Source organism: Lysinibacillus sp. RU7 (assembly GCF_057837305.1).
Map to the genome: position 1 here is coordinate 1 of NZ_JBYQFK010000032.1, position 16234 is coordinate 16234.

General features: G+C 38.4%; 13 protein-coding genes. 11 read left to right on the forward strand and 2 right to left on the reverse strand.

From position 1 onward, the window contains the following. The first annotated feature begins 207 nt into the window (after nt 1–207). From AC3II9_RS18560 to AC3II9_RS18570, 3 genes are read left to right on the forward strand one after another with little or no spacing between them, the layout of a single operon-like run. On the forward strand, nt 208–642 hold the full coding sequence (locus tag AC3II9_RS18560) for a hypothetical protein (RefSeq protein ID WP_489157836.1): 435 nt from the start codon (nt 208–210) through the stop codon (nt 640–642). Between the two features lie 53 nt (nt 643–695). Beyond that, nucleotides 696–1988, forward strand: coding sequence for a YheC/YheD family protein (locus AC3II9_RS18565; protein WP_489157838.1), 1293 nt, complete (start codon nt 696–698; stop codon nt 1986–1988). A 14-nt stretch (nt 1989–2002) separates the two neighbouring features. Next, nucleotides 2003–3409 (forward strand): UDP-N-acetylmuramoyl-tripeptide--D-alanyl-D-alanine ligase, encoded by a 1407-nt coding sequence (locus AC3II9_RS18570; RefSeq protein WP_489157840.1) that lies wholly within the window; start codon nt 2003–2005, stop codon nt 3407–3409. Between the two features lie 66 nt (nt 3410–3475). Here AC3II9_RS18570 and AC3II9_RS18575 read toward each other — a convergent pair whose 3' ends face one another. Next, nucleotides 3476–4831 carry a C40 family peptidase gene (locus tag AC3II9_RS18575; protein WP_489157842.1) on the reverse strand — a complete coding sequence of 452 codons (1356 nt, stop codon included), beginning with the start codon at nt 4829–4831 and terminating at the stop codon, nt 3476–3478. Between the two features lie 712 nt (nt 4832–5543). Between AC3II9_RS18575 and glmU the strand changes: the two genes are divergently transcribed. The 6 genes from glmU to mfd all read left to right on the forward strand — a co-directional run bounded on the left by glmU (nt 5544) and on the right by mfd (nt 13408). After that, nucleotides 5544–6911 carry a bifunctional UDP-N-acetylglucosamine diphosphorylase/glucosamine-1-phosphate N-acetyltransferase GlmU gene (gene glmU, locus AC3II9_RS18580; RefSeq protein ID WP_489157844.1) on the forward strand — a complete coding sequence of 456 codons (1368 nt, stop codon included), beginning with the start codon at nt 5544–5546 and terminating at the stop codon, nt 6909–6911. 25 nt (nt 6912–6936) lie between these two features. Further along, nucleotides 6937–7896, forward strand: coding sequence for a ribose-phosphate diphosphokinase (locus tag AC3II9_RS18585; RefSeq protein ID WP_489157846.1), 960 nt, complete (start codon nt 6937–6939; stop codon nt 7894–7896). 129 nt (nt 7897–8025) lie between these two features. After that, entirely contained in the window at nt 8026–8646 is a 621-nt protein-coding gene (locus AC3II9_RS18590) for a 50S ribosomal protein L25/general stress protein Ctc (RefSeq protein ID WP_489157848.1), read from the forward strand. A gap of 277 nt (nt 8647–8923) precedes the next feature. Then, nucleotides 8924–9487, forward strand: coding sequence for an aminoacyl-tRNA hydrolase (pth, locus tag AC3II9_RS18595; protein WP_431028591.1), 564 nt, complete (start codon nt 8924–8926; stop codon nt 9485–9487). A gap of 55 nt (nt 9488–9542) precedes the next feature. After that, on the forward strand, nt 9543–9770 hold the full coding sequence (locus AC3II9_RS18600) for an anti-sigma-F factor Fin (RefSeq protein WP_391375797.1): 228 nt from the start codon (nt 9543–9545) through the stop codon (nt 9768–9770). 122 nt (nt 9771–9892) lie between these two features. After that, nucleotides 9893–13408: a transcription-repair coupling factor gene (gene mfd, locus AC3II9_RS18605; RefSeq protein ID WP_489157850.1), complete on the forward strand. Its 3516-nt coding sequence runs from the start codon at nt 9893–9895 to the stop codon at nt 13406–13408. Nucleotides 13409–13467: 59 nt separating this feature from the next. Here the strand turns inward: mfd and AC3II9_RS18610 are convergent, their stop codons facing one another. Beyond that, nucleotides 13468–13797 (reverse strand): hypothetical protein, encoded by a 330-nt coding sequence (locus AC3II9_RS18610; RefSeq protein ID WP_489157851.1) that lies wholly within the window; start codon nt 13795–13797, stop codon nt 13468–13470. A gap of 207 nt (nt 13798–14004) precedes the next feature. On the opposite strand from AC3II9_RS18610, the gene spoVT reads away from it, so the two are divergent. Then, entirely contained in the window at nt 14005–14541 is a 537-nt protein-coding gene (gene spoVT, locus AC3II9_RS18615; protein WP_489157853.1) for a stage V sporulation protein T, read from the forward strand. Nucleotides 14542–14636: 95 nt separating this feature from the next. Then, the gene (locus tag AC3II9_RS18620; RefSeq protein WP_489157854.1) at nt 14637–16226 is read left to right on the forward strand and encodes a putative polysaccharide biosynthesis protein; all 1590 of its coding nucleotides are present in this window, start codon (nt 14637–14639) and stop codon (nt 16224–16226) included. Nucleotides 16227–16234: the final 8 nt, after the last annotated feature.

Below are 16234 nucleotides of genomic sequence, written 5' to 3' on the forward strand. Positions count from 1 at the left end.
CCTCCTAAACAAAAAAAATCATCTCTTCGCATTAATTGTTTTTATAAAACCTATTGACTGGAGGTAAGAAGGGAGTGTCCCAGAATTACTTCTCGGACACTTCTTTTTTTACTACTATTCTTTGTATTATCTCTCGTTGTATAGACAAATACCCGGTCATTTTAGCAATAGAAAGAATAGAGTACAAGAGAAGGTGGTGAGAGAAAAATGGGTATAATTTGTCCCTGTGGAGTCATTGTGAATGCGTTTGTTTTAGGAGAAAATGTGAGATTCTCTTGTGTAAAGGGAAGTGTCAAAGGAAATTTGACATATGCTGCGAAAGTATGTATCACTACGCTAGAGAAGTCTACATTGTCCTTACAATTTGAGGATACTGAAACACCTGGTCAATATAGCTTTTTATTTAAAGCAAATGCGATTACCGCTGTTCAATGTAAAAAAGAGGGTCAGAACTGTGTGGTCAAAGTAGAAGGTACAGGCATTATTGGTATGAAAGAATACCCGTTTATAGCTGTTTTTAAAGATCAAGTAGCCACGGATTTAGTACAAAGCTTTGTGATTAAGGGCTTCTTTGATCAGACCGGAGCAGTTCCAGTAAATCCAGGCTCCATTGTTGCTTTAGGATGTCAACGGTTATCATAAATTCATTTTTACGCTAGAAATGGAGGGGGCTATCAAGTAAAAGGAGAGGTGCTATGAAAGCGGCGAGAGGTAGAATCAGTCAATATCAAATCCTTCAACAAGAACCGAAGTTACGTCCTTATCTTTCTCTCATGGAGCGATTTTCAAAAGAAACGTTATTTTCTATGTTAGCGCTTTATCCAAAAGTACTATTAAAGCCTGTATATGGGACAGAATTTATGACGATTTCAGTTGAAAATGGGCTGTTTTATCTCAATCTAAACGACAGGGTAACCCCCGTATCCGAAAAAGAGGCATTGTATAACATGATTTTGCAGGAGATGGGTGAAAAGTCGTATATTATTCAGCCACAATGGATACAAACCTCTTTATGGAAAATGGTATTTTGTCGTTTTGTTACGGTTTATAAAGAGACATCTAGATGGAAAGTAAAGGTTGTAACGAAACAATCTCATCATGCTTGGGAATGTTCAGTTTTTCATAAATACTTCTATAATATTAAAAAGATAGCAATATCAGTTGCGAAACAGTTAGGAAAGTTTTATCCAAATTGTACGTGTATTGTAATTGAAATAGCCTTTAATTTAAAAGGTGAAATGTTGGTTTATGATACTATGTTGCATTTTCCGAGTAGTAAATGGAGTCAATATCAGTCGATAAATGGTTTTATGCCGCACACGGATTTACTCACAGAGGCAACATTCCAACATTTTTTTAAAAGATATGAGGTCATTTTTTTAAAACCTTGTAACAGTCAGCAAGGAAAAGACATTATCAAAGTGCGTAAGGCGAATACCGTGTACGAAGTGTATATCGGTATTTCTAAAGTAGAGAAGCAAGATGTAGTAGAGGCATACCAATATATTCGTCACATGCTCTTAGCCCCTAATCAATACATTATTCAACAAGGTATTCCTTTAATCATGATCGATGGATGCTTTATCGATATACGAGTGATGACACAAAAAGTAGCTGACAATTGGCAAATAACAGGGAAGGTCGTGAAAGTCGCTAGCCATTTATTTTTTATTACCAATGCGGCCAGGGCTATTGTTACATTAGAAGAAGCGCTCAAACAAACATCCATTTCGTCAGAGGTTTGGGAGGACATAGGAATGAAAATCGACATGCTTTGTTTAACAGCCACGAAAGAGCTAGAAAAGGGCAATCATCTAACGGTTGTAGGATTTGATGTTGGGCTCACGGACCATGGAGAGATATGGATTATTGAAGGCAATTATGTACCGGATGTATCTATGTTTAATCGATTAGAAGATAAAAAGATGTACGAAACAATTCTTAAAAATAGAGACATCATAGTAAAAAGACCTAGTGAACACTCGTGAAAATTCATAGGATAGTGAGAGGAGGGGATAGTATTCAAGCATTACAAGTAAAATCCATTCGTCAATTACTAGGAGGAGAACTACTAAACGGGAAGGAAAACTGGTATGTGCATCATGTTATTTATTATAAACGGCATGATTTAGTATCCACACATACGTTAATGTTTGTGAGTAAAAGTGACACCATTGACTGGCAGGAGTTAAATGCAACAGCACCTACGGCTATCATTTCTGATAAACCCGCCGCTGAGTTAGCGCAGGCACTACCTCGAGTAACAGTTATTCACGTACGAAGCGTACTACAGGCATATTGGAAATTTATTCAATACTATCGAGAATTATTTCACATACCAGTTGCCGCTGTTACGGGCACATGTGGAAAGACGACAACCAAAGAGATGCTAAAGCATGTTTTGAGTAAAGAGATGAAAATTCAAACATCTTTCAGTAGTAAAAATGAACCGCGTCAATCCCTACCTTATTTAATGGGAATCGATGAACATACACAAGCCGCTGTATTTGAATTAGGTTTAGGGAATAACGGCAATATCAAACATCAATGTATGATTTATCAGCCAACAATCGGTATTATAACGAATATTGGTGTGCACCATTTAGATGGTTGTCGAAACTTAGAGGGATATATCAAAGCAAAGGCTGAAATTGTAGAAGGCATACGATCAGATGGTACGTTAATTATTAATGCAGATGATGACAATATCAAGACGATTTCGTTGAAAGCATTCAAAGGGAAAATCATCACATTTGGAATCAACAAATCAGCAGATGTGCGTGCCTCTAATATTCAATTTGTAAAAGAGGGCATGAGTTTTCAAGTGCATATAGATCATCAAACCTTACAGGCATATATTCCTGGATATGGTGAACATCAAGTGTATAATGCGCTGGCGACGATTGCCGCAGCAAAAGAAATCGGTCTACCAGTCCAAAAAGCGATGTTATACTTAAGGACTTTCCAACCAATAGCCAGGCATTTAGAATTTTCACAAGGGGTTGGTGGAAGTACGATTATCGATGATACATGGACAAATAATCCTACATCCATCGAGGCCGCTCTAAAAGTCTTACATGAAATTGGGAAAAATAAAAAGGTGATTGTTGTTCTTGGCGATATTAAGAGGCTTGGGAACTTTGAAAAAAAATATCATCAAGAAATCGGTAGTTTAATTGCACAATATCCTATTCATACGCTGGTTACCATCGGAAGCAGAGCGGAGGACATCGCTAAGCAAGCATTAAAGGATGGAATAAAAGCGGAAGTACACGCGTTTAAAGATGTTGAAGGTGTGTTTAATGTATTAAAACCAAAGTTGGATGCGCGTACACTATTACTCATAAAGGGACCGATGTCAAGTAGGTCCATGATTGCATTTGCTAATCAACTAAAAGAAAGCCCCTAGGCTGTGAAAAAGAAGAATCCGAATAATTCCAATCGAATTCTTCTTTCTCATAATAGGAGCTTTGCTTTACATCACACGGCGTGCTGTCACGTAATTGTTTTTTGACCATGTGGATTGGAGATTTTGTGTAACGACAGAGCCATTTGTTTTCAGCATAATATATTGGTTGTCCCCAGTATAAATGGCTGTTTGCGTTATTTTTTGTCCGTCATTATTGTCTGAAAAAAATAGTAAATCACCCTTTTGCAAATTCGCTTTCGTAACGGCTGTTCCTACCGTTGCTTGTTGACTAGCTAATTTATACTTTAGGTCAATGCCGTTTTTCTTGTATACATAGTAAGTAAATCCAGCACTTGTAAAGGTTAAGTTACTTTCATCATAGTTATAACCAAATGTAGCTTTTCCTACTAAGTCTGTTGCTGTGGCAATGACTTTCGTAGCGGTGTTTGTTCCTTGGATAGGAGGATTGACTGGCTCTGATGTAGAAGTATTTGTCACGCGTCTAGCTGTAATATAATGGTCTTTATAGTAATCGATTAATAACACTCTTGTAATAACACCACTCGAGTTTGGAATAATCAGACGGTGATCTCCTGCATAGATGGCTACAAGTGAAGGTGTTTTAGATCCAGGGGTATTACTAAAGAATACTAAATCGCCTTTTTGTAAATTTGATTTTGAGACAGCAGTTCCTAATTTCATTTGTTCGCTGATTGTTTTTGTGCCAAGTGATACGCCACTTTTACGGTAAATATATTCAATAAATCCCCCACCTGTAAATGTCAGAGTGGCTTCGTTATTTACTAAACCTATCTTCACTTTGTTTAAATGATTATAAGCTATTGCTACAACGGAATCGCCTTTTGTCATAGGATTAGAGGACATGAGTGTCGGTAAGACACGGCGAGCCGTTACATAATTTTCGGTATAATAAGGCTTGCTATTTAAATCTGAAATTACGATATTTTGTTTAGAATCCGCCATATGGATTACTTGGTTGTTTCCAATATACATTGCGACATGATCAGGGTCAGTCCCTGTTTTTTTGCTTTTAAAGAACAACAAATCGCCTTTTTGTAGCTGGTTACGCGCAACATACGTACCTTGTTGTATCATATAATTTTCGTTATAAGTCGCAAGGTCTACGCCATTTTTTTCAAAAATGTACATCAAAAAAGAAGCACATGAAAACTTATATGGGTACGTTGGTTTATACTCCGTATTACTGTATGTGGCTTTGCCTATTAAGCTTTTTGCTGTCGCAATGAGCTGATCTGCCTTTGCTGCAACAGCTTGCGCATTGTTTTGTGTAGTAGATGTTGCGGCCGATACCTTAATTGGCTCCGTAATGGTTGGTATAGTAGCAAATGAACTGAAACTAATTGTCAATGCTAAAGTGGTTGTGAGAAAACGTTTCTTCATAAAGTACCTCCTATAATGGTTTGATATGAGCAAAAATAGTAATATAGTTTAAAGGCATCATTTGCATCCATTTATCGTGTTATCGCTGCTTGCTAAATTGAGTAGTTATTAGGCATAGAAGTTCGAGAATTCTGCGTAAATGCACTACGAGTGGATTGGCTGAAAAACAATGCCATTTGCTCTTTATGAACGAACACTACTGACTCTAGCATAGAAAATATAGAATTCTTGTAGGTAAATCTTTCCGTTGATTTTTAGAAGACGCGCTAAGGCTTGTGCTGATTGGATTTGAAAGTATAAATTACAGTTTAATTACAAATGTTTCAATTACATATAATGTATTTTTAAAGGAGATTTAACGGTCTAATATTCCTAATTAATCCGTTTTTGTTGAATTTTTGATTTTTCGTTTCATGCCCTTGGATTTGTTTACAGTCAAACGAATAGTATGAAAAGGTGAGATATATGCGGACTTTTTGGCGGTCAGTATGAATAGGGATAGACATAAAATTTTAGTGCAAAATAGGTTTTTATAGTGTTTTGGATTTTCTGAATTATATATTTAGATTTATCTGGATTTTTTTCATGCAGTAGTATTAATTGTTGGGAAATACGGATATGTCAATGTTTTGTCAAGTCTGAATACCTTGAAAATCATGTGCATTTACTATATAGTCATAAGAGACAATGAGCTAAATTGGAGGACTTAAAAATGACTAATATTTTTGCTGTTGTGTTAGCAGCTGGTCAAGGAACACGTATGAAGTCCAAATTATATAAAGTGCTTCACCCTGTTTGTGGTAAGCCAATGGTTCAGCATGTTGTAGACCATATTGAAACACTAGATGTGGAACGTATTGTCACAGTTGTTGGGCATGGGGCTGAGATGGTGAAGGAACAACTGGGTGAACAAAGTGAATATGTATTACAGGCAGAACAGCTTGGTACTGCACATGCAGTTCAACAAGCAGAACCCCTTTTAGGAACGCTTGACGGCACAACATTAGTTGTTTGTGGTGATACCCCATTAATTCGCCCTGAAACAATGAAAGCATTGTTTGATCATCATACTTCCCAAAATGCCAAAGCAACCATTTTAACCGCGGTCGCTTCTGATCCGACTGGTTACGGTCGTATTTTACGTGATACGGAAGGAAATGTAGCACAAATTGTAGAGCAAAAGGATGCAACAGAAGAGCAAAAGAAAGTAACGGAAATTAATACAGGTACTTACTGCTTCGACAATAAAGCATTATTTGAGGCTTTAAAGCTGGTGAAAAATGATAATGCACAAGGTGAATACTACTTACCAGACGTCATTGAGATTTTACAAAAGCAAGGTGAAATTGTTGCAGCATATGTAACAGACCATTTTGATGAAACACTTGGTGTAAACGATCGTTTTGCTTTATCTCAGGCAGAAGAACTGATGCGGGCGCGTATTAATGAGCGACATATGCGTAATGGTGTCACGATTATTAACCCGTCTACAACACATATTAGTGCAGAGGCCATTATTGGTTCAGATACAATCATCCAACCAGGCTGTGTCATTGAAGGAAATACAGTCATTGGTGAGGATTGCGTCATTGGCCCAAATAGTCATATTGTGAACAGTACAATTGGCAATGGTACAACGATTCAAAACTCTGTTGTATTAGATAGCACAGTAGGTCATAAAACAGCTGTTGGTCCGTTTGCACATCTGCGTCCAGCTTCGGCATTAGGTGACCATGTGAAAATTGGTAACTTTGTAGAAGTGAAGAAAAGTACTTTAGGTAATAATACGAAAGTATCACACTTAAGCTACATTGGAGATGCTGAAGTAGGGGATAACTGTAATATCGGTTGCGGTTCGATTACAGTCAACTATGACGGTAAAAATAAGTTCAAAACAATTATTGAACACGATGTATTCGTAGGATGTAATTCAAATCTTGTTGCACCAGTAACATTAGGTCAAGGTTCATTTATTGCGGCAGGTTCTACTGTCACACAAGATGTACCAGCAGATGCATTAGCTGTTGCCCGTGCACGACAAGAAAACAAGTTAAACTATGTTAGTAACAAACTAAAATAATTAAAAGATAAAACAGGAGGGCATCATGCCGTATCAATACGCTGACTCAAAATTAAAAATCTTCTCCCTAAACTCAAATAACCCACTTGCACAGGAAATTGCAGACGAAATGGGCGTTGAGCTTGGTAAATCATCTGTAAAACATTTCAGTGATGGAGAAATTCAAATTAGTATTGAAGAAAGTATTCGCGGTTGCGACGTATTTATCGTGCAATCAACTTCTGCACCTGTAAATGAACACTTAATGGAATTATTAATTATGGTTGACGCTGTAAAACGTGCTTCAGCGCGTACAGTAAACGTTGTTATGCCTTACTATGGCTATGCACGTCAAGACCGTAAAGCAAAAGCGCGTGAGCCAATTACAGCAAAATTAGTAGCTAACCTTTTAGAAACGGCTGGTGCAACTCGTGTCATCGTACTAGATTTACACGCACCACAAATTCAAGGCTTCTTCGATATTTTAATCGATCACTTAGTAGCTGTTCCGATACTTTCTGATTACTTCAAATCAAAAGGTTTCAACCCTGAGGATGTAGTCATCGTATCGCCTGACCATGGTGGTGTAACACGTGCACGTAAAATGGCGGAACGTCTAAAAGCACCAATTGCGATTATCGATAAACGCCGTCCAAAGCCAAACGTAGCAGAAGTGATGAATATCGTTGGTAACGTTGAAGGGAAAGTAGCTATCTTAATCGATGATATTATCGATACAGCGGGTACAATTACAATCGGTGCTAATGCTTTACTTGAATCTGGTGCAAAAGAAGTGTATGCTTGCTGCTCACACCCAGTATTATCAGGTCCAGCCATCGAGCGTATTGAAAACTCAGCAATTAAAGAATTAGTCGTAACAAACACGATCCAATTATCAGAAGACAAAAAGTCTCCAAAAATTAAGCAGCTTTCTGTAGCGGGCTTAATGGCTGATGCAATTGCACGTGTTTATGAAAACAAATCAGTAAGTACATTATTTGATTAATAATTTAGAACAAGGCTATGTGCAGTTACTGCACATAGCCTCTTTTCATGCTTTCTTCATAAATGTTTAGTTTCAGCTTATCTGGGTAAAGCTGAAGATGAAGACTTTTATGGAAAAGGGGATTTAAAAATGAGTACCGTATTAGCGGCAACAACACGTGAAATTGGCTCTCGTTCGATTTTAACGAAAATACGAAATGGCGGGGGGATACCGGCCAATGTTTACGGCTACAAAACTGTAGCAACACCGATTCAAGTAGGCGTGAAGGATTTAACAAAGGCAATGCAGGCAAGTGGTCAAAATACGGTGTTTGCATTAAGCCTAGATGGTGAAACTGTGAATGCTGTGATTAGTGAAATCCAACGTTGTGCATTAAAAGGTAATATTAAACATATCGACTTCCAAGCCATTAATATGAGTGAGGAGCTTGAAGTGGAGGTACCAATTGCAATCGTTGGAGAATCGATTGGCGTGAAAGATGGTGGCGTTTTAATGCAGCCTGTTCATACGTTAAAAATAAAGGTAAAGCCAATGGATATGCCAGAATCGATTGAGATTGATGTATCGACATTAAACATTGGAGACACGCTATCTGTTGCGGATATACGAGGGGACAGCAAATTTGAACTATTGAACGCTGATGAAGATACACTTGTAACGATTACACCACCAGCGTCTGAGCCAGCAGATGCAATCGATCCAGCACAAAAAGAACCAACCGCGATTGAAACACCAGAAGCAGACGCGTAATCAAAAGATATCATATGAAAAAATTGCACGGATATAGGTAGCCGTGCAATTTTTTATTTAAAATATCTATTTTAGGTATAGCCTACATGAGCATAGAAAACAAATTCTTCTAAGGAGGCTCATACGGCTAGCGTAACTACTTTTATGAAAATTTAAGTTAATATTATAGATAGTAAGATTTTATTAGATTACAAGGGACTTTGTATTGTAGGAAGTTTTGATTTAGGTATGTTAAAATAGGCTACAATTATAAAAAGAAAAAAAGAGGTTTTTAACGATGAAGTTAATTATCGGTTTAGGCAATCCAGGAAAGCCATATGAACATACTCGTCATAATATCGGGTTTGATGTTATTGATGCATTAGCAGATCAATGGGGTGCGCCATTAAATCAAACAAAATTTAATGGCATGTATGCGAGCATACACCGTCCCGAAGGAAAGGTAATGCTGTTAAAGCCGCTTACGTATATGAATTTATCAGGTGAATGTGTTCGTCCGATGATGGATTATTTTGATATTGATGTAGAAGATATTATTGTTATTTATGACGATTTAGATTTAGAAACGGGCAAGCTACGCCTTCGTACGAAAGGGAGCGCAGGAGGTCATAATGGCATTAAATCATTAATTCAACACTTAGGTACACAGGAATTCAATCGCATCCGCGTAGGCGTAAGCCGTCCACCAGCAGGTATGAAAGTAGCAGACTATGTTTTATCGAAGTTTTCAAAAGAAGATGAGCCGATTGTTCAAGATGCGATAAAAAAATCTTGTGAAGCGGTTGAAACATCGCTATCTAAAACGTTTTTAGATGTCATGAACATATTTAATGGCGCATAAAAAAATACATGAACGTCTATACTTTGAATACAAAAGTATTCAAAGGAGGGCGCATATGCCAGTTCGTTATCGTTGCAGGCACTGTGAAACAGAAATGGGAACTCTACCGTTTGATGCAGAGGAGACAATCCGTAAGTTGCATCAATTTGAAGTAGGAGAAGTAGATGACTATATTGAAAAGAATGAACGTGGAGAGACTGTTGTTCATTCGATTTGTGAGCATTGTGAAGATTCGCTTCGTCAATTTCCCGATTATTATGCGCTAAAAAATTGGTTGCAATAATTTTGACAGTTTTCAACACGAAATAGCGGTTTTGCTTTGGCACACAAACTCTTAAGAGATTCAGTGTGCCAAGGCTTTTTCCGTTTTTATATTACAGGAGATAAGCGGAAAGGAGTTTTTCAATGGAAGTTTTTCATCAACTATTCTTGCAAGATAAACATATAAAATCGTTATTAGACCAAATCAAAAAGGGTGAAGCAGATCAGCAATTAGTGACGGGGTTAACAGGTGGTGCGAGGCCGGCGTTTCTGCAAGCGTTGTTTAAGGAAACGGGGAACCCAATTTATGTGCTATCGCCTAATTTGTTGCAAGCACAGAAGTTAGTAGATGATTTAGTGTCTTTACTTGGGGAGGAATCTGTATTTTATTATCCGGCAGATGAATTTATTGCGGCAGATATGACGATTGCTTCTCCTGAGTTGCGTGCGCAACGTATTGCGACATTAGACCATCTAGCAAAAGGAACGATGGGGATTTACGTGTTACCAATTGCAGGTGTACGTAAATACATGACACCGCCTAGTAGCTGGCGTACGCATTTTTTACAGGCATCGATCGGCGAAGATATTAACATGGATAACTGGCTGACACAACTAGTAGCAATGGGCTATACACGGAATAGCATGGTGACAGCACCAGGAGAGTTTGCGGCGCGTGGAGGCATTGTCGATATTTATCCACCTTATTTAGAGGCACCGATCCGCATGGAGCTGTTTGATACAGAAATCGATTCGATTCGTTCATTTGATGCTGATACACAGCGTTCAATCGAAAAGTTGGATTCTGTACGCATTTTACCGGCAACAGAAGTTTTGTTATCCCCGGAAGAACGAGTAAATGTAGCAGAGCGTTTACAAGGAGCACTTGCCAATAGTTTAAAAAAGGTAAAGAAACCTGAGCTACAAGAGCTGCTTATGCAAAATATTGAATATGATATTGAGCTGCTAAAAGAGGGTAATTTACCAACACATGTGAATAAATACGGTTCCCTTTTATTTGAGCAAAAGGCGTTTTTAGGCGATTACTTTGCCCGTGACGGCATCGTATTATTTGATGAATTAGGACGCATTCAAGAAGTAATGGATGCGTGGGAGCGCGAAGAAAATGAATGGTTCTTATCCCTTATTGAAGAAGGGAAAATGCTACACGATGTGAAACCTTCCTTTGCCTTTAAAGAAATTTTAACAATGATTCGTCAGCAAAAAATTCATCTTGCTTTATTTGCACGGACGTTTGCAGGGATGCGCTTTTCGAAAACATCGAATTTTTCATGTAAACCGATGCAACAGTTCCATGGGCAAATTGCATTATTACAAAATGAAGTAGAGCGTTGGCAGTTAGAGAAATTTACAGTGTTATTTGTTGCAGATGGGCAGGAACGTCTTGAGAAAATGCAAAGTATGCTCGAGGAATATCACATTGATGCACAAATTGCTATGCCAAGTGGTGCAGGTATTTATCTAGTAGATGCGGTCTTATCAGCTGGTTTCGAATTACCGCTCCAAAAAATGGCTGTTGTAACAGACGATGAGCTATTTAAACAGCAGGCAAAGAAAAAGGCACGTCCACAAAAGATGACGAATGCAGAGCGCATTAAATCCTATACGGAAATTAAGCCTGGCGACTATGTGGTGCATGTCCATCATGGGATTGGGAAGTATATTGGCATTGAAACATTAGAAGTGGGTGGGACACATAAAGATTACTTACATATTCGCTACCGAGCGGATGATAAATTATATGTGCCAGTCGACCAAATTGATTTAATTCAAAAATATGTTGCTTCGGAGGAGAAAGAGCCGAAACTGCATAAATTAGGCGGAACAGAATGGAAAAAAGCGAAAGCGAAAGTATCTTCAGCCGTTCAAGATATTGCCGATGATTTAATCAAACTGTATGCGAAAAGGGAAGCGGAAAAGGGCTTTGCTTTCACACCTGATTCAGATGAAGTACGTTCGTTTGAAAATGCTTTTCCGTATGAAGAAACAGAGGACCAGTTACGCACGATTATGGAGGTCAAACGGGATATGGAGCGTGAACGCCCAATGGACCGTCTTGTATGTGGCGATGTAGGATATGGTAAAACAGAAGTAGCCATTCGTGCGGCCTTTAAAGCGATTCAAGATGGCAAGCAAGTCGCGTTTCTAGTACCGACGACCATTTTAGCGCAACAGCATTTTGAAACGATTCAAACGCGTTTTGAGGAATATGCAATGAATGTTGGTTTGCTTAGTCGATTCCGTACACGGAAGCAACAGTTAGAAACGATTAAAGGCCTACGAGAAGGAACGGTAGATCTGGTCATTGGTACGCATCGCTTGTTATCAAAGGACGTGCAGTATCAAGATCTTGGTTTATTAATCGTGGATGAAGAACAACGTTTTGGTGTAACACACAAGGAAAAGATTAAGCAATTAAAAACAAATGTTGATGTATTAACGTTAACAGCGACACCGATTCCACGTACATTGCATATGTCGATGGTAGGTGTACGTGATTTATCAGTCATTGAAACACCACCACAAAATCGTTTCCCTGTACAGACCTATGTCATGGAGCACAGCGGGGCATTAGTACGTGAAGCCATTGAAAGAGAGATGGCGCGCGGTGGACAAACGTTTTATTTATATAATCGTGTGGAAGACATGGCACGTCGTGTAGAGGAAATTCAAGCGCTTGTACCAGAAGCGCGTGTGGGCTTTGCACATGGTCGTATGACAGAATCTGAATTAGAGTCTGTAATTCTATCTTTTTTAGATGGTGACTATGACGTATTAGTTACAACAACGATTATTGAAACGGGTGTGGATATTCCGAATGTGAATACGCTCATTGTACATGATGCCGATCGTATGGGCTTATCACAGCTGTATCAATTGCGTGGACGTGTCGGACGTTCCAATCGTGTTGCGTACGCGTATTTTATGTATCAGCGTGATAAAGTACTGACAGAAGTGGCAGAACAGCGTTTACAGGCGATTAAGGAGTTTACAGAGCTTGGTTCGGGCTTTAAAATTGCCATGCGTGATTTATCCATACGCGGTGCCGGTAATTTACTCGGTGCACAGCAACACGGCTTTATCGACTCTGTTGGTTTTGATTTATACTCACAAATGCTTGAAGAAGCTATTGAAGAGCGTCGAAGCGGTGTGAAAAAAGAAGAGAAACCAGAAGTTGAAATTTTATTGCATATGGATGCATATATTCCAGATGCGTATATTCCAGACGGTTATCAAAAAATCCAAATGTACAAGCGTATTAAAGCGATGGAACGCGAAGAAGACTACTTTGAAGTGATCGAAGAGTTGCAAGACCGTTTCGGTGATTTGCCAGTGGAAACAGAACGCTTAATGAGAATTGCACGAATGAAGGTATGGGCGCTTGAAGCAGGGATCACAGCTATTAAAGAAAAGCAAAGCATTATGACGATTAGCTTATCCGAAGAAGGGACGGCTCGTGTGGATGGCGCGAGGGTTGTAACAGAATCCATGCAGTTTGAGCGTGCAGTTGGCTTTGTTATGGAAGGGACAAGATTAAATTTAACAATCGATATGAAGCGATGCGGCAATTTCTTACCATTTGATATTTTAGAGAAAATGGTAAAAATGGTGTTAGAGGCAAAAAAGCAAGTGGCATAGAGATGGTTATAGTACGATAAATATTAGAAAAAAGCGGGTGTGAATTTGCCCGCTTTTATTTAATGATGAAATTGTACATATAATTTGTGGACAGCACTATAATGGATACCATTCATATAATTTAAACGCTGTAATAACGCTTCTTGATTGGCATATTGCTTGCGTTTTTCAAGAAACATTTTTTCTTTAATAGAAGAAGTTTTTAACATATCACATTGACAATTTACTTTATATATATATATTGTAAAAATACCATTTTCAATCTCTTTTATGACTTGTGAGCGATTTTTTATGGCAGTCGGATTATAATAATAGGCTAAATGCTCACCAGCATAGTATTGAGTTTTTCTATAGGCATCAGGTGTTGATGTAACACGTTCCACTTTCATATTTTTCACCTCTCTATATACCATTTTATTTGGATATAAATGGTGTTAATGACACGGAAATTATAGTTTTTTTAAAAAAAAGATGAATAATTATTACAAACAAGGTCTAAATACCTAATTATCGATACGTTTTTTTTGCATATTTTTCTTTTCACTAAACCATACTAATTGGGAACAGAGCGAAATTTGTGGAAAGTGAGGTAGCATATGAAAGCAACAGGTATTGTACGTAGAATTGATGATTTAGGGCGCGTGGTTATACCAAAAGAAATTCGCCGTACGATGAGAATTCGTGAGGGGGATCCTCTAGAAATTTTCACGGATCGTGAAGGCGAGGTTATTTTAAAAAAGTATTCTCCAATAAATGATTTAAGTGAATTTGCTACAGAATATGTAGAATCGCTCTATGAAGCACTAGGCTTACCCGTATTTTTAAGTGACCGAGATGAAATGATTGCGATTGCCGGTGTCGCAAAAAAAACATATAGCCATCGCCGTTTATCGACCTTTGCCGAAGATGCGATGAAGGAACGACGCCCAATTATACATCAGCAGGAAACGGTGCTTGAACTTGTACCTGGGCAATTTGAGGAAGTAAAGTCTTATTGCATTGCACCCATCGTTGCAAATGGTGATATTATTGGTGCCATTTATGTCATTTCAAAAGATGGGTTGATTGGCGCTGTCGAACAAAAAAGTGCTGAAATTGGTGCGCTCTTCTTAGCGAAACAAATGGAAAACTAAATTTTTGATAAGACGTCCTTCATGACAGGGCGTTTTTTTTATGTTTATTATTCATGGTATACTTGTACCATTGTATAGATGAGGATGGGTCTTATATGTCTTCGCAGTTTAGTATGAAAAGTTATATGAAAGGTGCGCTTATATTAACAGTTGCCGCTCTTATTGTCAAAGTATTAAGTGCTGTTTACCGTGTGCCTTTCCAAAATTTAGTGGGCGATCAAGGGTTTTATGTGTACCAGCAAGTGTATCCGTTTATAGCATTCTTTGTTGTCTGGACTTCAGGTGGGGTTGCTGTCGCTATTTCAAAGCTACTCGCTAATACAAATAATGAACAAATAAAGCATGGTATTACGAAAACGGTATTTCAATACTTAACGGTGCTGTCACTGTTCTTTTTTGCTTTATTATTTTTCGGTGCACATTTGCTGTCATCGTGGATGGGTGATCCGTTACTCGCACCATTATTACAAACCGGCGCATTCGTTACACTTTGTATGCCAGCACTTGCGGTGATGAAGGGGACATTTCAGTCTCGTGCCATGATGGAGCCTGTTGCTTACGCGCAAGTGTTTGAGCAGACAGTACGTGTTGTCATGATTTTAATCGGAACAATCGTCGTCATATCGCTGCGCTCTCAATCCGTATATGCTGCCGGCAATATGGCGGTGCTAGGTACCGTGATTGGGGAATTAGCAGGTGTCATTTTATTATTTGTTTATATGAAGAAGAAGGGGCTTTTATTCAAAGAAACAGTTGCTATTTCGAAGTGGCCGATTATAAAAGAAGTCACCATTTTTAGTATAAGTGTGAGTATGAGTAGCCTATTATTACTTACGTATCAACTTGTGGATTCATTTACTGTATTCTCAATGTTAGTAGAGTCGGGGCTGGAAACGCTTGATGCAATGGCAATCAAGGGGATTTATGATCGTGGTCAACCACTTGTACAACTTGGCGTTGTGATCGCTTCTTCGTTTTCGCTCGCCATTGTACCGCTTGTGACCTATAAATCTAAGCAGGGTACCCGTGGTGAAGTACCGTATATTCAATTAACCTATCGTGCATCGTTAGTATTCGGCATAGCAGCAGCGCTAGGTCTTATACTGGTGATGCCCTATGCTAACGCATTATTGTTTAAAACAAATGCTCTTTCATCGGTACTTATGTTATATGTATTACAGATTGTATCATTATCGATTATTTTAACGTTTACAGCCATTTTGCAAGGGTATGGCAAATTAAAGATTCCTTTTTACTTCTTATTTGGGGCCCTTTCATTAAAAATCGGTGGTAATATGTTGTTGATTCCACTAATAGGGGTTGCAGGGGCAGCGATTGCGAGTAATATCGGGTTATTCACTTGCGCTATGCTTCTCGTATATTATTTAAAAAAAGTGAATGGGGTCATATTGGCAACAGGTAGCTTTTATAGAAAGTTATTGATAGCGAGTATTGGCATGACAGTTGTCGTAGCATTAACTGTTGTACTATTAAATCATCTAACAAGCTTTACATCTGTCCGTATGGCAGCGCTTGTTTATAGTGTCGTCTTAATTTCGCTTGGCGCATTTACATTTATAACAGCAGTGGCTAAACTCCAAATTTTAAGTGTACGAGAGTGGTTTATTATTCCTTTTGGAAGAAGAATGGCCACATATCAATTATGGTTAAATAAAAAGAAGTAGGTGTTTAC